Here is an 18178-nt window from a genome sequence, read left to right as displayed (position 1 = left end):
TCGGCTTACATCACTCTCATGAAAGAACTTTTGCGCAGCACCGACCCTACGATCATCGCCTTTGCCTCAGCCCTCCTGCAAGGCGAGGATATAGACTGCTTTCAGATGGACGTAAACATGAGCATCCTCGAAGGCGGCATCGGGATTTTCCCCCGCCGGCTGATGGTGCGTGACGGCGACCACGAGGCCGCCTTGCGGGTGATGAGCGACAACGAGATCCCGCTGGGCCTGTGACAGACGAGGGCCTGACGCGGGACGCATTCCTTGGCGGACTGCTGCATCTGTGGCAGCCGCGACGCGGCTACCGCGCCGGTGTCGATCCGGTGCTCCTGCAGGCCAGCGTTCCGGCAAGGGCGGGCGACAGGGTGCTCGAACTCGGCTGCGGGGCAGGGGCGGCGATCCTGTGTCTGGGCGCGCGGGTGCCGGGCCTGTCGCTGACCGGTGTGGAGCGTGATCCCGATTATGCGGCACTGGCGCGGCGCAATGGCGGCGACGGGCTTGCCGTGGTCGAGGCCGACATCGCCGCCTTGCCCGTCGACCTGCGCCAGCGGCAATTCGACCATGTGCTGGCGAACCCGCCCTACTGGCGGCGCGACGCCTCTGTCGCCACGGACGATCCCGCCAAGGAAGCGGCCTTTGCCGAGCAGACCCCCCTTGCGCTCTGGATCGAAACGGCAGCACGGCGTCTGGCGCCGCGCGGTCTGTTGCATTTTATCCACCGTGCCGAACGTCTGCCCGACATGATCCGCGCCCTGCCGCATGACATGGGCAGCATCGAGGTGTTGCCGATCGCCGCCCGCACGGGCCGCGGGGCCGACCGTGTCATTCTGCGGGCGCGCAAATCGGGGCGCGGTGATTTCCGTCTGCATCCCCCGCTGATCATGCACGAGGGCGACAGCCACCGCGATGGCGACCAGTTCACACCGGCTGTCCGCGCCGTCCTGCGCAGGGGGGCATCGCTGGATTTCGAGGCGCCGTTAAGCGGATGTTAACCTAGGGTCAGCCTATGCTGCAGGGCAGCGTGACTTTGAAAGGGGTTCATGCTTCACTGAAGATCCAATCAACCAAACGGAGGACGTATGGCACTTAGCGGACATCTTGAGTCGTTGAAGAAAAAGCATCACGACATGAGCGAGGCGATCGAACAAGCCCAGCGATCCCCCGGTGTGGACGGCCTTGAACTGGCGTCCATGAAAAAACAGAAGATGCGCCTGAAGGAAGAGATCACACGCCTTTCGGACTGATCACCCGACCGAAAAGCTGGCGCGCGCTGCGATCAGCGCGCCGCCAGTGACCAACAGCGCGGCCCATAGCAGCGTCAGATCCGGTGTTGCCGCACCCGCCGCCACCAAGGCCAGTGTGGACAGCAGCGGTGCCGCGTAGGAACTCGTGCCGAGCAGCTGGATGTCTCCGCGCTTGCACCCGATATCCCAGACATAGAAGGCCAGCCCCACGGGGCCGAGGCCGAGACCCGCAATCGACGCCCAGCCGATCACCGTGTCCGGCAGGACGGTTTCCTCGAAAATCAGATGCAGCGGCAGCGACAGCGCCGAGGTGCCCAGACAGAACAGCGCGACGCTGGCTGTGGGGGCCGTGCCCACCAGCCGCGACAACACCGAATAGCTGGCCCATGTCAGCGCCGCGACAAGCGCGAGCAGATAGCCCGCCAGATGGCCACCGGCGCCCGCGTCACCGCGACCGGCGATGATCATCGCCGCCCCCGCAAAGCCGCAGAGCGCACCAAGGATATGGCCCGCGCGCAGCTTCTCCGACGGCAGCAGGCCGGAAAACAGCACGATCAGCAAAGGCCACAGATAGGCGATCAGCCCCGCCTTGGCCGGCGGGGCCAGCCGCAGAGCGGAAAAATACAGCAGGTGATACGCGAACAGCCCCAATGTGCCGTAGAGATAGACGGGCAGCGGGACCGCGCGCAAAGCTCTGCCGCTGCCGGTCACCAGCGCCCAGACAACCCCGACAAGACCGCCGATGCCGAAGCTCAGCGTGTTCAGCAGCAGCGGCGGTGTCGGCGCGGAGCCGACCGTAAACAGCGCGAGCAAGGCCCAGAGCAGGACGGCGACAAAGCCTATGGCGGTGGCACGGGCGCGGGTCATCATAGGGGGTCAAGGGGCCTCTGCGGGGATCAGCGTCAAGGCGTCGGTGATATGCGCCGTCTTGTCAATCTCCGCGAGGACCCAGTCCCGGAAGGCTGCGATCTGGGGCCGGTTTTCCATGCCTTCCGGGCACAGGTACCGAAAGCGCGCACCGGTCAGCAGGGCAGTGCCGAAAGGGGCCACCAGACGGCCATCCGCCAGATCCTTGACCACCAGCGCACGCCGCCCCAGCACCACGCCCATGCCCGCAAGCGCCGCGTCCAGCGCATGATCGGCCTGCGAGAACCGCGGGCCGTGGTCCGGCGCAAAGGAGCTGCCCATCGCCGCGAACCACCGCGCCCAGTCGACGGGCGGATCCAGAAAACTGATCGAATCGTCAAAGATGAATGTCGCCTCGCGCAGACTGTCGAGATCGGTAATTCCCTTGGCCAGTTCCGGTGTCATCACCGGCATCACCCATTCCTCGGCCAGCGGCAGTGCATAGAGCCCCGTATCCGGCCCCTTGCCGAAACGGATTGCCACATCCACGTTGTCACGTCCGAAATCCATCCGGTGCAGCGAAGCGGCAAACCGCAGCTCGATCTCGGGGTGCGCCTGCGCGAAATCATAGAGCCGTGGCGCAAGCCATTTGGCGGTAAAGGCCGGTCCGGCGGTGACGGTCAGCGTCTGGGTGTCCTGCGTGCGTTGCGCGGCACGCCATGCGGCGGCCAGCATCTGAAACCCGTCCGCAGCCCCCTGTGCCAGCGCCTTGCCTGCCTCGGTCAGCTCGACGGCACGGTTCAGACGCCGGAACAGCGGCGCGCCCAGATGCTCTTCCAGTGATTTGATCTGGAACGACAGTGCGGCGGGCGTCACGTTCAGCTCTGCCGCGGCCTTGGCAAAGGACATGTGGCGCGCGGCAGCGTCAAAGGCGCGCAGGGCCGTCAGCGGAGGCAGGCGATTCGACATATTCAGTTAAGTAAATCTTGATTGATGATGCTGAAAGTCTCGTTTGTATGACTGCTATCTGGGTCTCATATTAACATCAAGTCAAACAGATTGAACTGATACCCCCGCAGGAGACACCCAGATGTTCGAAGCCACAACAAACCCGCACGCCCGCAGCGCCATGGAGCGCGCCCATACAGAACGCGCCCAGGCCATCGGCGGACTTTTTGCCTGGTTCCGCCGCTCTTCCCGCGGCTGAACGTACCGAGGACGGGTCCGCGGCCTGTCTTGCGGCACGAAAAAGGGGCCGGTGGTGATCCACCGGCCCCTTTTTTACGCATTGCGCGGATCAGACGAAGAACTGGCCGCCGTTCGCGGAAATTGTCGATCCGTTGATGAAGCCCGCGTCGTCCGCCACGAGGAACGCCACCGTGCGCGCGATCTCTTCGGGCTCGCCCAGACGGCCCGCGGGGATCTGCGCGATGATGCTTTCACGCACTTTCTCCGGCACGGCCATCACCATATCTGTCGCGATATAGCCCGGGCAGATCGCGTTGGCGGTGATGCCTGCGCGCGCCCCTTCCTGTGCCAGTGATTTGACGATGCCCAGATCGCCCGCCTTGGTCGCGGCATAGTTCACCTGTGCGAACTGCCCCTTCTGGCCGTTGATCGACGAGATGACGACGATCCGGCCGAACTTGCGCTCGCGCATGCCGGGCCAGATCGGATGGATCGTGTTGAAAACACCGGTCAGGTTGGTGTCGATGACCTCGTGCCACTGCTGCGGCGTCATCTTGTGGAAAGGCGCGTCGCGGGTGATGCCGGCATTGGCCACCACGATATCGATCGGGCCCAGCTCTGCCTCGACCTTCTCGATGCCTGCCTTGGACGCATCATAGTCTGCCGCGTTCCATTTGAAGGTCTTGATACCGGTTTCATCGGTAAAGGCTGCGGCAGCTTCGTCGTTGCCCGCATAGGTCGCGGCAACGGTATAGCCTTCTTCCTTGAGTTTTTTCGAGATGGCAGCGCCGATTCCGCGGCTTCCTCCGGTAACAAGTGCAACACGTGACATTGTGGTCTCCTCCGTAATGTTATTTCCAATTGCATCTATCTGGCGCAATTTTATTTCATCCCTAGTTCCCGTTTAGGGGGGGCAGGCGGTTTTGGCAACATTGAAGCGAGGGCAAAAGCGCGATCATCCGCTGTTTTTCGCCGTGCTTTCCAGAAACCTGCGGCCCGCCTTTTCCCCGGTGGCCCAGCTCTGTCGCAATTTGTCCGGATCGGTAAAGTCGATCTTGTCCGCGGGGACAGCCTTGTCCGGCATGATGTAGTCGCGGGTCGCGATCTCGGGGACGGATTTGTAGTCGCGGGTCAGCAGAATCAGGCTTCGGCCCTCGTCGGGATCGGGCAGGGGCGCCTGATCGGACATGCCGCCGTCGATGATCTTGCGCCCGTCCCACTCGGGCAGATCGAACAGCGGCGGGATCACCGCCGCAGCACAGATCAGATCGGCCAGCTTGCCATCGGCCGCAGCGGCACGGGCGTCGATCAGGCTGGCGCGCACGCCCAGCCGTTCGGCCCAGTTGAAATGCGGGCTGCCGATCAGGTGCAACTCGGCCTCGTAGGCCATAGTCGCAGCGGTGCCTGTGAATTTCGCCAGCGTGTCGGTGGGGGGATGGCCAAGCAGGACCTGAAAGGACGGCCCGTCCGCAACCTCGCGCTGGCGCGAGGCGTCGAAAACGTCGTTCACGATCTCGCGGTAGGTGCGCTGGTGCAGCGACAGGCCTTCGTCCTCAATCAATTCGTGCGGATCAACGTTGCTGTCGAGCGCCGAAAAGGCCGCGCACATTGTGTCCAGCACCGTGCGGCCGCTGCGGGTGACAAAGCCTGCCGCTGTGAGGGCGCCGCCGCTGACGGCCGAAATGCGGTCGGGCGACAGCGCGATCTCGTCGCGCACCACGTCCAGCCATCCACCCTGCCAGCAGCAGCGGGTCCCGCCGCCCGAGCAGACAAGCTGCGCATAGCTGATATCGGTGCGTGACGTCATAGGGGGCGGACGCGGCGATCGGTGTCGCCGCGTCCTGTTGGCTCAGGGGCGCTCAAGGCACATGGCGACACCCATGCCGCCGCCGATGCACAATGTCGCAAGACCCTTCTTCGCGCCGCGGCGCTTCATTTCGAACAGCAGCGTGTTGAGAATACGCGCACCGGACGCGCCGATCGGGTGGCCGATGGCGATGGCGCCGCCGTTCACGTTCACGATTGCCGGATCCCAGCCCATGTCCTTGTTGACCGCACAGGCCTGCGCGGCAAAGGCTTCGTTCGCCTCGACCAGATCGAGGTCCTCAGGCTTCCAGCCCGCCTTTTCCAGTGCCTTGCGCGACGCGTAGATCGGGCCGACACCCATGATGGACGGGTCCAGACCGGCGGTCGCGTAGGAGGCGATCCGCGCCAGCGGTTCGATCCCGCGGCGTTCGGCTTCATCCGCGCTCATCAGCAGGGCGGCGGCGGCACCGTCGTTCAGACCGGAGGCGTTGGCCGCGGTGACCGAGCCGTCCTTGGTAAAGGCGGGGCGCAGTTTCTGCATGGCTTCCATGGTCGCGCCGTGGCGGATGTATTCGTCCTTGTCCACTGTCACGTCCGCCTTGCGGCCCGGAACGGTGTAGGCAAAGATTTCGTCGTCGAACCGACCGGCCTTCTGTGCGGCTTCGGCCTTGTTCTGCGATGCGACGGCGAATTCGTCCTGCTGGTCGCGGCTGATCTGCCATTTTTCCGCGACGTTCTCGGCGGTCTGGCCCATGTGGTAGCCGTTGAAGGCATCCCACAGGCCGTCCTTGATCATCGTGTCGATCAGTTTCATGTCGCCCATCTTCTGACCGGCGCGCATGGCCTGCGCGTGGGGCGACATCGTCATGTTTTCCTGACCGCCAGCGGCGACGATGCTGGCATCGCCCAGCTGGATGTGTTGCGCGCCAAGTGCCACGGCACGCAGCCCCGAGCCGCAGACCTGATTGATGCTCCACGCGGCGGATTCGATCGGCAGGCCGGCATTCACATGCGCCTGGCGTGCGGGGTTCTGGCCCTGCGCGGCGGTCAGGACCTGACCGAGGATCGTCTCGGACACTTCGGAAGGGTCGATGCCGGCGCGCGCCACGATTTCCTTCAGCGTCGCAGCGCCAAGGTCATGTGCCGGTGTATTGGCGAACGCGCCGCCGAAGCTGCCCACGGCAGTCCGCGCGGCGGAAGCGATTACAACATTTGTCATGGAAGGCGATCCTCTTGTCAAAGCATGTGGCGGAGCGCCCTGTCGCGATCCGGCCCTAGTGCCGGTGCAGCAACTCCCCCGTTCCAATAACGGGATACCCTATCGTGCAAACCACGGCAACTGGCGCCGGATCAGGGGCGCGCGGCGCGGCGCTGGCCGGATCAGCCGCTGCGCCGCATCTGTGCGTCTCGCATCCACGCGGGCCGCAGGGCGGGGGCCCCGAAATGATAGCCCTGAAGGCAGTCGACCCCCATCCGGATCGCGCATTCCGCGTCCTCTGCCGTCTCGATACATTCGGCGACCGTCAGCATGCTGAAGTGCTGCGCGATGTCGACCATTGCCCGCGTCAGCGCCTGATTGTCCCTGTCGGCGGCGAGCCCCCGGATGAAACTGCCGTCGATCTTCAGCACGTCGAAGAAGAAATCCTTGAAATAACGGATCGCGGTATAGCCCGCGCCGAAATCGTCCAGCGCGAAGCAGACGCCGGTATGTTGCATGCGGTCCATGAAATCGACCACCAGTTCCGGCACCGTCATGGCAGAGCTTTCCGTAATCTCGAGGATCAGCCGGTGGCTGATCCCGGCGTCCTCGTTCAGGAAGCGGTTGAGCGTGTTGACCCAGGGCCGGAACCCGATCGAGCGGGCGGACATGTTGATCGACAGCCGCAACGTCGGGTTCGCTTTGAGCGCGTGCAGCCCGTGCCGCAGCGACAGCACGTCGATCTGGCGTCCGATTTCGGTAGGTTCGATGGCATGCATGAAATCGGTGGCGGGAATCACCCGCCCGGTCGGGTCCAGCACGCGGATCAGCCCCTCGTAAAATCCGACCTGACCGGGTTTGTCGGTGCGCATGACGGGTTGGTAGGCCAGCAGGGTCTGGCGATGCTCGATCGCCTCGCGGACGGTATCGAGCGTGTCCTGATCGCGCAGCGCCACGGCGTAGTTCAGAGGATTGTCGGCCCCTGCGGGAACATCGGCAAATTTGCGGTTCATGCTGCGTCTCAAGCTCCGGTCCCTGTCTGCGGCCTGCGCGCAGATTGACCCACAGCCGCTAAAGAGGTGTTAAGGGGACGATTTTGTGCAAATCTTCGACGGCGCTGCGGCTGGTTCCGCCCGCGCGGCCAAGAACAGGGAATGACATGACACGTTGCGACTGGGCCGGGCCCGAAGACATCTATATCGCCTATCACGATACCGAATGGGGCGTGCCCGAACACGACAGCCGGGCACTTTGGGAAAAACTGATCCTCGACGGGTTTCAGGCCGGGCTGAGCTGGATCACGATCCTCAAGAAGCGCGAGGCCTTTCGCGAGGCGTTCGAAGGGTTCGATCCGGATGTCATCGCCACATGGGGCGAGGCGGATGTGCAAAGGCTGCTCGCCGATCCCGGTATCGTGCGCCACCGTGGCAAGATCGAGGCCGCGATCACCAACGCCCGCGCGTGGCAAAGGATCGAGGCCGAGCAGGGGTTCGCCACGATGATGTGGGATTACGTCGGCGGCGCACCGCTCCAGAACCGCTTTGCCAGTATGGACGAGGTGCCGCCGAAGACCGCGCTGTCGGAGCGGGTCTCGAAGGATCTGAAGAAGGCGGGCTTCAAGTTCTGTGGCCCGACCATCGTTTATGCGTGGATGGAGGCCTGCGGTCTGGTGAATGACCACCTGACCGGCTGCCCGCGTCACGCCGATTGCGCGGCGCTGGCGCAGCCCTTTGTGCCGCGCGACCGAAGGAGCGGCGCGCGGACCGCCTAGTCGCGGTGCAGGTTGCGTGTTGACTCCCCCGTACACGGGCATATAAGCGCCGCTCATTGGTGTTGGTGGCCCCCGCAAGGGGATGCCTGTCGGGGCTCGCGCCCAGAGGACAACGCCCTTCGCTCGGTTACCCATGGGTAATCGTTAACAAACTATGAAGGAGACCAGCCGTGACAAAACGCACCGCTGCCAAGTACAAGCTCGACCGCCGCATGGGCGAAAATATCTGGGGCCGTCCGAAATCCCCGGTCAACCGTCGTGAATACGGCCCCGGCCAGCACGGCCAGCGCCGCAAGGGCAAACTGTCCGATTTCGGCATCCAGCTGCGCGCCAAGCAGAAGCTCAAGGGCTACTACGGCGACCTGACCGAAAAGCAGTTCCGCCGCATCTACGGTGAAGCCGAGCGTGTCAAAGGCGACACCGGTGAAAACCTGATCGGCCTGCTGGAGCGTCGTCTGGACGCCGTTGTCTACCGCGCGAAATTCGTGCCCACGGTCTTTGCCGCGCGCCAGTTCGTGAACCACCGCCACGTTCGCGTGAACGGCAAGCTGGTGAACATCCCCTCCTACCGCGTCAAAGAAGGCGACGTGATCGAGGTGCGTGACCGGTCCAAGCAGATGACCGCACTGATCGAGGCGACACAATTGCCAGAGCGTGATGTGCCCGACTACATCGAGGTCGATCACTCCAAGATGACCGCGACATTCGTGCGCACACCGACACTGGGCGATGTGCCTTACCCGGTGATGATGGAACCGAACCTCGTCGTGGAATTCTACGCGAAGAACTGATCTTCGCCGTCACGATCCATTCTATTCTGCGAAACACCCCGCTGTCCGGCGGGGTGTTTTTTTGTTCACAGATTGCCTTGCTCGTGCCCGATTTTCGGCACGTTTTCTTGCGATACCGAACCTCCGCAACCGTATCGGTGTTTTGCCGGGATCGTTTCTGGGTGGAGGATGCTACTATGGACGAAACGCAGGCCAGAATAATCGCGTGCGATGTGCTGCGCGGCACGGAAGAGGCGATGCTGAACCGCGATGCCGAGACTTTCGCATCCTATTTCGCCTTGCCGCAGAAGCTGGAAACACTGAACGGGCCCAAGCCCATCGGCAGCAGGGACGAGCTGATCGAGACATTCTACGAAGTCGTCGACTTCCAGCGAAAGCGGGGTATCGACGGCATGGTGCGGCGCTGTGTCGAGGCGAGTTTCAAATCCGAGGACCTGATCGAATACGTCTACGAATCGCGCTTCTTCTCGGGCGCGAGAGAGCTTTCGGGCCGGCGCACGAGCTATGCGATGATCCAGCGCGAGGGCGATGTCTGGAAAATTGTCTACACCCTCTACGGGGTTGAAAGCCTGTCTGATCTGGCGGCCGGGCCGGACGGACCGCTGCGGGCCGCCTAAGCCGCACGCGACAACTGGCCCGCGGGACAATCCGCCACTGGCCCCTTCCCGCCACAGCCGCTAGAAGAGCGTCAGAATTTCCTCGGGGGCTGACGCAATGACCCAACTTATCACACCGCAACCCGGCATCATGGACATCACCCTCTATCAGGGGGGTAAATCCGCCATTGCGGGCCGCACCGACGTGCTCAAGCTCAGTTCGAACGAGAACCCGCTGGGGCCGGTGCCCGCCGCGATCGAAGCGGTCGCGGCAGCGGCGGCGGACATGCACCGCTATCCGTCCACCGACCACGCCGGTCTGCGCACTGCCATCGGCGAGGTCTGGGGCGTCGATCCGGCGCGGGTGATCTGCGGCGTGGGGTCCGACGAAGTGCTGCAGTTCGTGACGCAGGCCTTTGCGGGGCCGGGGGACGAGATCATTCACACCGCGCATGGCTTCTCGCTCTATCCGGTGTTGATCAACATGGCGGGGGCCACCGCCGTCTGCGTGCCCGAGCGTGAGCGCGTGGTCGACGTGGATGCGATTCTGGGCGCGGTGACGGATGCGACGCGGATCGTGCTGCTGACCAATCCGGGCAATCCGACGGGCACGATCCTGCCCGATGCGGATCTGGAGCGGCTGGTGGACGGCCTGCCCGAACGTATCGTGCTGGTGATCGACGCGGCCTATACGGAATATGCGGCGGGCTATGACGGTGGCGCGCGGTTTGCCGAAACCCGCCCCAACGTGCTGATGACGCGCACCTTCTCGAAAATCTACGGGCTGGGCGGTCTGCGCATCGGCTGGGGCTACGGGCCGCAGTGGATGATCGACGTGATGACGCGTATCCGCCAGCCGTTCAACCTGTCGACGGTGCAGCTGGCCGCCGCCGAAGCCGCTGTGCGGGACACCGCGTGGGTCGAAGACTGCGTGGCGCTCAACGAGGCGCAGCGCGGGCGGCTGATCGGTGCGCTGGGCCAGCTGGGCGTGGCGGTCGATCCGTCGCAGACGAATTTCGTTCTGGCGCGCTTTGCGGACGGGGCCGAGGCGCAATCCGCCGAAGCGGCCTTGCTGGACGAGGGGATACTGGTCCGCGCGGCGGGGGGCTACGGGTTTCCCGAAGCACTGCGCATCACCGTGGGCGACGCGGCACAGACGGGCCGTGTGATCGACACGCTGACCGAATGGCGGGCGCGGGCATGAGTGTGATCTACGACCGCGTTGCGCTGATCGGTCTGGGCCTGATCGCGTCTTCGATGTTCTGGGCGATGAAACGCGATGGTCTGGCGGGCGAAGTCACGGGCTATGCGCCCTCCGCCGCGACGCGCGACACCGCGCGCGAAATCGGCCTGTGCGACCGCATCTGCGACGACATCCTCGACGCGGTCGAAGGGGCCGATCTGGTGGTTCTGTGTGTCCCCGTCGGTGTGATGGGCACGGTGGCCGAGCAGATCGCGCCGGCGCTGAAACCCGGTGCGACGGTGACGGACGTGGGATCGGTCAAGCGCGCGGTCATCGAAAGTGTCGGGCCGCATCTGCCGGAGGGTGTGCATTTCGTGCCGGGCCATCCGCTCGCCGGGACCGAACACTCCGGCCCGCGGTCGGGTTTTGCCGAATTGTTCGAGAATCGCTGGCACCTGCTGGTGCCCGTGGAAAACAGCGACGCCGGGGCCGTTGCGCGGCTGCGCGCGCTCTGGGAGGCGATGGGCGCCAATGTCGACGAGATGGAGGCGGATCACCACGATCTGGTTCTGGCCGTCACCAGCCACGCGCCACATCTGATTGCCTATACCATGGTCGGTGTTGCCGACGACCTGCGCCGTGTGACCGACAGCGAGGTCATCAAATACTCGGCGGCGGGGTTCCGCGATTTCACCCGTATCGCCGCGTCGGACCCGACGATGTGGCGCGATGTGTTCCTGTCCAACCGCGAGGCGACGCTGGAAATCCTTGGGCGGTTCACCGAAGAGCTGTTCGTCCTGCAACGGGCGATCCGCGAGGGCGACGGGGAGCATCTGCACGATTATTTCACCCGGACACGCGCGATCCGGCGTAGTATCATCGAAGCGGGGCAGGACACGGACGCCCCCGATTTCGGCCGTGGAGGAGGAAAGAAAGCGTGAAGAAACTCGTTCTGCTGCTGAGCCTTCTTGCGACTGTTTCCTGTGCCGGTCCCGATACGTCCGAGCGTCCGCAAGCCCGACCCGGCGCGCAGATAGAGGCGGATGGCACCATCGACCGCTCCGCCACCGAGAACAATCAGGGCGGGTTCCTGAGGTCGCTGAGGCCGACCTTCCGCTCTCCTGCGGCGGCGCGCGAGTTGCGCCAGCAGCAGAAGGTTCTGGCGGCGGGGGCCGTCTGCGGGGACATCGCGATACAGGGGCAGGCCATGGGTCGGGTGCCGGGGCGGATTTCGGGCTGCGGGATCGACGACGCCGTGACGATCACCTCGGTCGCGGGGGTGCAGCTGTCCACACGCGCCACCATGGATTGCGGGACAGCGCGCGCGCTGAAAACATGGGTCGAGAGCAGCGCCAAGCCCGCCCTGTCGCGCAAGGGGGGCGGCCTGCGCGAGTTGCGGGTTGCCGCGCATTACGCCTGCCGCCGTCGCAACAATTCAAAGACCGGCAAGATTTCCGAACATGGCAGGGGCCGCGCAATCGACATCTCGGCCTTCCGGCTGGCGGACGGCAGCGAGATTTCGGTGCTGGAAGGATGGAACGCGCGCAGCAGCCGCAAGGTCATGCAGCGGATGCACAAGGAGGCCTGCGGCCCCTTCGGCACGGTGCTGGGGCCGCGCGCGGACCGCTTTCACCTTGATCATTTCCATTTCGACACCGCGCGCTACCGGTCGGGCACCTACTGCCGGTAGGGCAGGCGGATCGGGGCCACGCGGCCGAGCGGAATGAAGCCCAGCGTCAGCACGCCACGGTTCACGGTCAGGTTCAGGTCCAGCCGGTCGGTTCCGCCTGCCGCTGCGGAGAGGACGGTTTCGATCTGTTGCCGTCTGTCAGCGGGCAGGGTGCCTGCGTTTTGCAAGAGGTCCAGCAGTTCGCGCCAGCGGGTGACGGAGACCTGCACCGGACCGCTCGCCCGCCCCTGCGGGTCGATCTCCAGACTGGTCCGCGCCGTCAGCGACACCGCGCCCCAGACGATCCGCATGTCGTCGAGCGCCAGCGCCACGGGCTGCACCCTGCCGCGTCCGGTCCGGTCCAGCGGGCCGTCGAACGACAGTGTTCCGCGCATCGCGGTTGTGTCGAAAACCTCCGGCAGGCTGTCCGGCAGGCGCAGGTCGTCGCGCAGCGACGGATCGGGGCGCAGGCCGGTAATGTCCAGATCGAAGCCGTAGGTATTGGGCGCGTCCTGCGCCGACAGCGCCGACAGCCGCGCGTCCAGACGGTCCGCGCTGAACAGGGCGCCGATCGGCGCGGTGACGGCAGTAAGGGCGGTCGCGCTCAGCGTCAGATCCTCCAGCGGCAGCGCGCGGGACGGTCCGAGCGACAGGGCGAGTTGCACCAGATCGCTGCGCATCTCCGTCTGGCCAAGCGCGGTGTCCCACGCCGCCGTGGCCTCGGGGGCGGTGATCGCGATGTTGCCCGGCCAGTAGATCGCGGCGCCGAGATCGGCACGGGGGGCTGTCAGGACCACAGGGCTTCCGGGGGGGGACAGCGACGGCGCGTCAATCGCAGCCCCGATGTGCAGGGGGAAGCCCGCGGGCGCTGTCGGCCCCGTCTCGGCCATCCAGCCCGCGTTGCGCAGCGTCTGCACGCCGCCCACGATGCCGCGCTGCAAGGCCGAGGTCGCGACCCACCACCAGCCGCTCCAGACCAACAGCACCACCGCGCCGAGCCAGATCAGTCTTCGCGTCATGTCAGGATGCCCCCTTTTCTTCGCCCCGAAGATGCGCTTTACCGCCCCGAAGGCAAGAGAAGAAGGGGATGAGCATGTGGGTCTTCGGCTATGGCAGCCTTTTGTGGAACCCGGGGTTCGAGGTCGCGGAAAGCGTGATCGGCACGCTGCCGGGGTTTGCGCGGTCTTTTTGCATGCGCTCGATCCACCATCGCGGCACCGAGGAAAACCCCGGTCTGGTCCTCGCGCTTGACCGGCAGACAGGGCGCGCCTGCGAGGGCGTGGCGCTGCGCGTGGCCGAGGGGGCCGAGGACACGACACTGTCGTACCTGCGCGAGCGTGAACTGATCTCCTCTGCCTATGTCGAGGAAACGCTGGATGTCGATCTGGTGGACGGGCGGCGGGTGCAATCGCTGGTCTATGTCATCAACGAGGACCACTGGCAGTATTGCGGTGGTCTGCCCCTCGAAGAGCAGGCGCAGATCATCGCCCGTGCCGTCGGCGGGCGCGGGCCGAACACCGAATACCTGTTCAATACCTCCGAACACCTCGCCAAGCTGGGCCTGCACGATCCGGCGCTTGAGTGGCTTTCCGAGCGGGTGCGAAAACTGACGTCATAAACCCTTGGGGTTGTGGCGATTTCACGTTAACATCTTGTCAATAATAATGGGTCAGGAGCAGGACGCGCATGGCGCAGCCAGACCGCGAGGCGACACCGCATTTTTCGCAACCCGTGCGTCAGATCACGCTGATGCTGCTTGTCCTTGCCCTCTGCGGCTTTGGCGGGTTTCTGGCGCTTCCGCGGGTGCTGCCGGTATTTCAGGCGAACCCCTATCTGAACGGCTTTATCGGGTTCGTTTTCCTGATCGGTGTCGTGGCCTGTTTCTATCAGGTGGTGCAGCTGATCGGATCGGTGCGCTGGATCGAGACCTTCGTGTCCGAAGGCGAGGTTCAGGCAGACCGCCCGCCGCAGCTGCTGGCGCCGCTTGCGGCATTGCTGCGCACGCGCGGCGCGCGGATGCAGATCAGCGCCTCCTCGACGCGGTCGATCCTCGATTCCGTGTCCACGCGCGTCGACGAGGCGCGCGAGATCACGCGCTACATCGTCAATACGCTGATTTTCCTTGGTCTTCTCGGGACGTTCTACGGCCTTGCCACAACCGTGCCGGCGATTGTCGATACCATCCGCAGCCTAGCGCCGCAGGACGGCGAGGGTGGAACGGATGTATTCAACCGGCTGATGAGCGGGCTGGAAAGCCAGCTTGCGGGCATGGGCGTGGCCTTTGCCTCGTCGCTGCTGGGGCTGGCGGGGTCGCTTATCGTGGGCCTGCTGGAGCTTTTCGCCGGTCACGGACAGAACCGGTTCTACCAGGAGCTTGAGGACTGGCTGAGCTCGATCACGCGGGTCGGGTTTTCCGCGGGCGATGACAGCACGCCGGAGCAGGCGGTCATGGCCTCCATGGTCGACCATATGGCCCAGCAGATGGAAGAGTTGCAGGAGATGCATGTGCGCGCCGAAGCGGGGCGGGCGGAAGCGGATCAGCGGCTTGCCTCGCTGACCACGGCGATCGAGAGGATGGCTGTGCAGCTCGGCGACGGGGGTAACGGGTCTGCCACGCTGGAGCGCATCGCCGAGGGGCAGGAGCGTGTCGTCGCGGCGATAGAGGATCAGGGAAAGAACGCGGGCGACACCAGCGGGCCCGACGCCGAAAGCCGGATGCGGCTGCGGTCGATCGACGTGCAGATGCTGCGCATCCTCGAGGAGATCTCTGCCGGACGTCAGGAAACCGTGGCCGCGTTGCGCCATGAATTGTCGATCCTTGCCAAGGCCCTGTCCGCTCCGCGTGGCCAGACCGAACCGCGCAGGGTTCGCGCCCCCGGACCTTCCGCGAAACCCGACACCGGGGAGAGCTGAGCATGGCCCTGTCGCGACGCACCGGCGCGCGGTTTCAGGCCTCGATCTGGCCGGGGTTCGTGGACGCCATGACCGGTCTCCTGCTGGTGCTGATGTTCGTGCTGACCATTTTCATGGTCGTGCAGTTCGTTTTGACCGAACGGATTTCGGGGCAGGAAACCGAACTGGACGCGCTGGCCGACGAAGTGGCAACGCTCGCCCAGGCGCTGGGGGTTCAGCAGCGCACCAACGCCGATCTGGAAACGCAGCTGGGATCGCTCAGATCATCGCTGGAAGCGGCCGAGGATCAGGCCGCGGCGCAGGGCGCGCTGATCGCGTCGCTCAGGGCGGAACGCGCCGCGCAGGCCGAGGCGCTTGCCGATGCAGAAACCCGCATCACCAGCTTCGAGGCGCGGGTTGCGGCCCTGATCGCCGAACGGGACGGGGCCGAGGCGCGGGTGGCGGATCTGGAAACCCGCGCGGATGAATTGCTGAGCGAGCAGGAGGCGCTGAACGCCGCACTGGCCGCCAGCCGTGACGAGATCGACGCGCAGACCGAAGCCGCCCGTCTGGCGGCGGCGCGCCGTGAGGCGCTTCAGGCGCTGGTCGCCGACCTGCGGTCGCGCAATGCCGATGCGAATGCGGATGTTCAGGCGTTGGAGACCAGCCTTGCCGAGGCCGAGGCGGCGCTGAGTGACGAGGAAGCCGCCCGTCTTGCCGAAGCGGCAGCAGCGCAGGCGCTGCGCGAGCGGCTGGAGAATGCGGACACGGAGCTGACAGCCATGACGCTGTCGCTGGAAGCGCAGCGCAAGCGGGCCGAAGAAACCCTGACGCTGCTGGCCGCGGCGCGCGCCGCTGAGGATGATCTGGACGCGCGGCTTGCCGCCGCCCTGCTGCGGGCCGAGGGGCTGGAAACCGAGCTTTCGCAAACCGAGTCTGACACGCAGACACAGATCGACCAGCTGGCCGCAGCCCTGCGCGCCGCAGAGGCGGAGGCCGAAAGCCTGCGCGGTGAAGTCGCCGCCGGTGACGAGGAAATCGCGGCCCTGCGCGCGGAACTGGACGAAGAGGGCGGCACGGCTGCCGATCTGCGGGACCGGCTGGAGGCCGCGCGGGCGCTGGCCGAGGAAGAGCTGGAAACGCTGCGCACCCGTCTGGCTGCCGCGCTTGCCGCCAAACTGGCTGCGGAAGAGGCGGTCGAGGATACTCAATCGGATGCCGCTCGGCGTGCGGCGCTGTTGATGCAGGCGCAGGCGGAACTGGCGCAGGAGCAGGAGACCTCGGCGCGCGCACAGCGGCAGACCGAATTGCTGAACCAGCAGGTCGCCGACCTGCGGGCGCAGCTGAACAACCTTCAGGGGATGCTCGACACCGCGATTGCCGAGGATGCGGCGCGCGAGGTCGAGTTGCAATCGCTGGGCTCGCAGCTGAACACGGCGCTGGCCCGTGTCGCCGCCGAACAGCGCAAGCGCGCCGAGCTGGAAGCGGCAGAGCGCAAGCGTCTGGAGGCCGAGAAGAAAGACCTCGAACAATACCGGTCGGAGTTCTTCGGGCAGTTGCGCAACCTTCTGGGCACGCAGGAAGGCGTGCGGATCGAGGGCGACAGGTTCGTCTTTTCCTCTGAAGTGCTGTTCCCGCCGGGCGAGGCCGCGCTGTCGCCGGAGGGGCGAGGCGAGGTCGCGAAGGTTGCCGATATCCTGCGCCGCGTGGCGGCGGACATACCCGAGGGGCTGGATTGGGTGATCCGCGTGGACGGTCATACGGACGACGTGCCGCTGTCGGGGCTGGGCGAATTTGCCGACAACTGGGAGCTGAGTCAGGCGCGGGCGCTGTCGGTGGTGAAATACATGTCGCAATCGCTGGGGATCCCGCCGGGGCGGCTGTCTGCGAACGGCTTCGGGCAGTACCAGCCCGTCGATCCGCGCAATACCGAAGAGGCGCGCGCGCGCAACCGCCGGATCGAGCTGAAGTTCACCGAAAAGTAATCTCTCAGGGCAGGGTCAGGGTGATCTCGGCCCGGTCCAGCACACTGCCCGCGCGCCGCATCTCGGCCACGCCGCTGTAATCCCCCGCGGGCCAGTCAGAGCTGCCCGACCGCTTGCCGATCGCGCGGAAGGACTGTGCCTGCGTCCGGTCGAGCGGGATACTGCGGGAGATGACCTCGCCCTGCGGGCCGTCGAGGCGCAGCAGCAGGGTATCGCCTGCGCGGGTGCCGAAGAGATAGCTCCAGATCACCAGAGCGCCCCCGGTGCGGGAGGCCGGTGGGACCGCGCCCTGCTTGACCGTTTCGAAGTCGGGCACGCCATTGGCAAAGCCGAGGGTGATGATGCCCCCCGGGCGGGTCGGGATCTCTTCGGCCCAGAGGGTTTCGGTGGAAGGTGTGCCACAGACGATGGTCCCGTCGGGATCGAAGGGGTCGACGACCTCGCCATCCTTGCGGACAGAAAGATGGACATGGGCGAATTGCGCGCGCCCGGACATGCCCACTTCGCCCAGTTTGTCGCCCGCCGCGACGCTTTGGCCGTTGGTCACGCCAAGCGATCCTTCGCGCAGGTGGCAGTACTGGGTTTCCCACCCGCCGGGGTGGGTCAGCACCACGCCGTTGCCGCACTCGCGGTCGCGCACAAGGTCGGCGGTTTCGCTCGTATATCCGGTGTCGGGCATTCCGTCCCGCAGCCCGCGCACGGTGCCCGCCGCCGCGGCCAGCACATTCACGCCATCGGCAATCATGGATTGGGCGGGCAGGGCGAAATCCGTGCCCTTGTGGCCATCATAGGTCAGGCTGGAACAGGTGAAATCCGATGCCTGCGCACCGGGATCGTGATCGACGTATTGCTGGATATGGCAGGGGCCGTTCAGATCGCAATCTATCGGAGAGATCAGGCGCAGCTCCTGCGTGGCAGCGCCCGATGGCGCGCAAAGGCCAATGGTTCCTGCCAGCAAAAAGGCCCACCCCGAAGGGTGGGCCGATTTCATTCCTGGAGGTCGCACGGC

The 18178-nt window shown here is 65.3% G+C and carries 20 protein-coding genes; 12 read left to right on the top strand and 8 right to left on the bottom strand.

What is annotated here, in order from left to right; genetic code table 11:
- Positions 1-18: 18 nt before the first annotated feature.
- The 3 genes from ABMC89_RS08295 to ABMC89_RS08285 all read left to right on the top strand — a co-directional run bounded on the left by ABMC89_RS08295 (position 19) and on the right by ABMC89_RS08285 (position 1244).
- On the top strand, positions 19-234 hold the full coding sequence (locus ABMC89_RS08295) for a putative signal transducing protein (RefSeq protein WP_349567094.1): 216 nt from the start codon (positions 19-21) through the stop codon (positions 232-234).
- Complete coding sequence (locus ABMC89_RS08290; RefSeq protein WP_349567091.1) at positions 231-992, top strand: tRNA1(Val) (adenine(37)-N6)-methyltransferase; 762 nt, start codon at positions 231-233, stop codon at positions 990-992. Before ABMC89_RS08295 ends, ABMC89_RS08290 begins: the two co-directional genes overlap by 4 nt.
- Before the next feature lie 87 nt (positions 993-1079).
- Entirely contained in the window at positions 1080-1244 is a 165-nt protein-coding gene (locus tag ABMC89_RS08285) for a YdcH family protein (protein ID WP_349567088.1), read from the top strand.
- On the opposite strand, the gene yddG is transcribed toward ABMC89_RS08285, so the two are convergent.
- The 6 genes from yddG to ABMC89_RS08255 form a co-directional block, all read right to left on the bottom strand.
- Entirely contained in the window at positions 1245-2111 is an 867-nt protein-coding gene (gene yddG, locus ABMC89_RS08280) for an aromatic amino acid exporter YddG (protein ID WP_349568569.1), read from the bottom strand.
- Positions 2112-2120: 9 nt separating this feature from the next.
- Complete coding sequence (locus ABMC89_RS08275; protein ID WP_349567085.1) at positions 2121-3059, bottom strand: transcriptional regulator GcvA; 939 nt, start codon at positions 3057-3059, stop codon at positions 2121-2123.
- A 328-nt stretch (positions 3060-3387) separates the two neighbouring features.
- Positions 3388-4110, bottom strand: a complete 723-nt coding sequence (gene phbB, locus ABMC89_RS08270) for an acetoacetyl-CoA reductase (RefSeq protein ID WP_349567082.1) — start codon at positions 4108-4110, stop codon at positions 3388-3390.
- A gap of 123 nt (positions 4111-4233) precedes the next feature.
- Entirely contained in the window at positions 4234-5085 is an 852-nt protein-coding gene (locus tag ABMC89_RS08265) for a patatin-like phospholipase family protein (protein WP_349567079.1), read from the bottom strand.
- A 42-nt stretch (positions 5086-5127) separates the two neighbouring features.
- The gene (locus ABMC89_RS08260; RefSeq protein WP_349567077.1) at positions 5128-6303 is read right to left on the bottom strand and encodes an acetyl-CoA C-acetyltransferase; all 1176 of its coding nucleotides are present in this window, start codon (positions 6301-6303) and stop codon (positions 5128-5130) included.
- Between the two features lie 161 nt (positions 6304-6464).
- Complete coding sequence (locus ABMC89_RS08255; RefSeq protein ID WP_349567075.1) at positions 6465-7295, bottom strand: EAL domain-containing protein; 831 nt, start codon at positions 7293-7295, stop codon at positions 6465-6467.
- A gap of 146 nt (positions 7296-7441) precedes the next feature.
- Between ABMC89_RS08255 and ABMC89_RS08250 the strand changes: the two genes are divergently transcribed.
- The 6 genes from ABMC89_RS08250 (at position 7442) to ABMC89_RS08225 (ending at position 12313) form a co-directional block, all read left to right on the top strand.
- A complete protein-coding gene (locus tag ABMC89_RS08250; RefSeq protein WP_349567072.1) occupies positions 7442-8053 on the top strand; it encodes a DNA-3-methyladenine glycosylase I in 612 nt (203 codons plus the stop codon).
- Positions 8054-8223: 170 nt separating this feature from the next.
- Positions 8224-8844: a 30S ribosomal protein S4 gene (rpsD, locus tag ABMC89_RS08245; protein WP_349567070.1), complete on the top strand. Its 621-nt coding sequence runs from the start codon at positions 8224-8226 to the stop codon at positions 8842-8844.
- Between the two features lie 176 nt (positions 8845-9020).
- Complete coding sequence (locus ABMC89_RS08240) at positions 9021-9461, top strand: hypothetical protein (protein WP_349567068.1); 441 nt, start codon at positions 9021-9023, stop codon at positions 9459-9461.
- A gap of 97 nt (positions 9462-9558) precedes the next feature.
- A complete protein-coding gene (gene hisC / locus ABMC89_RS08235) occupies positions 9559-10644 on the top strand; it encodes a histidinol-phosphate transaminase (protein WP_349567066.1) in 1086 nt (361 codons plus the stop codon).
- The gene (locus ABMC89_RS08230) at positions 10641-11564 is read left to right on the top strand and encodes a prephenate/arogenate dehydrogenase family protein (protein ID WP_349567063.1); all 924 of its coding nucleotides are present in this window, start codon (positions 10641-10643) and stop codon (positions 11562-11564) included. Before hisC ends, ABMC89_RS08230 begins: the two co-directional genes overlap by 4 nt.
- Entirely contained in the window at positions 11561-12313 is a 753-nt protein-coding gene (locus ABMC89_RS08225; protein ID WP_349567060.1) for an extensin-like domain-containing protein, read from the top strand. Before ABMC89_RS08230 ends, ABMC89_RS08225 begins: the two co-directional genes overlap by 4 nt.
- Here ABMC89_RS08225 and ABMC89_RS08220 read toward each other — a convergent pair.
- Positions 12301-13311: a DUF2125 domain-containing protein gene (locus ABMC89_RS08220; protein WP_349567057.1), complete on the bottom strand. Its 1011-nt coding sequence runs from the start codon at positions 13309-13311 to the stop codon at positions 12301-12303. The two genes, ABMC89_RS08225 and ABMC89_RS08220, sit on opposite strands and share 13 nt — an antisense overlap.
- 68 nt (positions 13312-13379) lie before the next feature.
- On the opposite strand from ABMC89_RS08220, the gene ABMC89_RS08215 reads away from it, so the two are divergent.
- The 3 genes from ABMC89_RS08215 (at position 13380) to ABMC89_RS08205 (ending at position 17169) form a co-directional block, all read left to right on the top strand.
- Entirely contained in the window at positions 13380-13910 is a 531-nt protein-coding gene (locus tag ABMC89_RS08215; protein WP_349567054.1) for a gamma-glutamylcyclotransferase, read from the top strand.
- 68 nt (positions 13911-13978) lie between these two features.
- Complete coding sequence (locus ABMC89_RS08210) at positions 13979-15205, top strand: biopolymer transporter ExbB (protein WP_349567052.1); 1227 nt, start codon at positions 13979-13981, stop codon at positions 15203-15205.
- A 2-nt stretch (positions 15206-15207) separates the two neighbouring features.
- Positions 15208-17169, top strand: coding sequence for a peptidoglycan -binding protein (locus tag ABMC89_RS08205; RefSeq protein ID WP_349567050.1), 1962 nt, complete (start codon positions 15208-15210; stop codon positions 17167-17169).
- A gap of 4 nt (positions 17170-17173) precedes the next feature.
- Here ABMC89_RS08205 and ABMC89_RS08200 read toward each other — a convergent pair whose 3' ends face one another.
- On the bottom strand, positions 17174-18160 hold the full coding sequence (locus ABMC89_RS08200; protein ID WP_349567047.1) for a M23 family metallopeptidase: 987 nt from the start codon (positions 18158-18160) through the stop codon (positions 17174-17176).
- Between the last annotated feature and the right edge of the window lie 18 nt (positions 18161-18178).

Source organism: Sulfitobacter sp. HNIBRBA3233 (assembly GCF_040149665.1).
GTDB lineage: Bacteria > Pseudomonadota > Alphaproteobacteria > Rhodobacterales > Rhodobacteraceae > Sulfitobacter > Sulfitobacter marinivivus.
The sequence above is the reverse complement of the archived record's forward strand: the minus strand, read 5'-3'. Positions and strand labels throughout refer to the sequence as shown.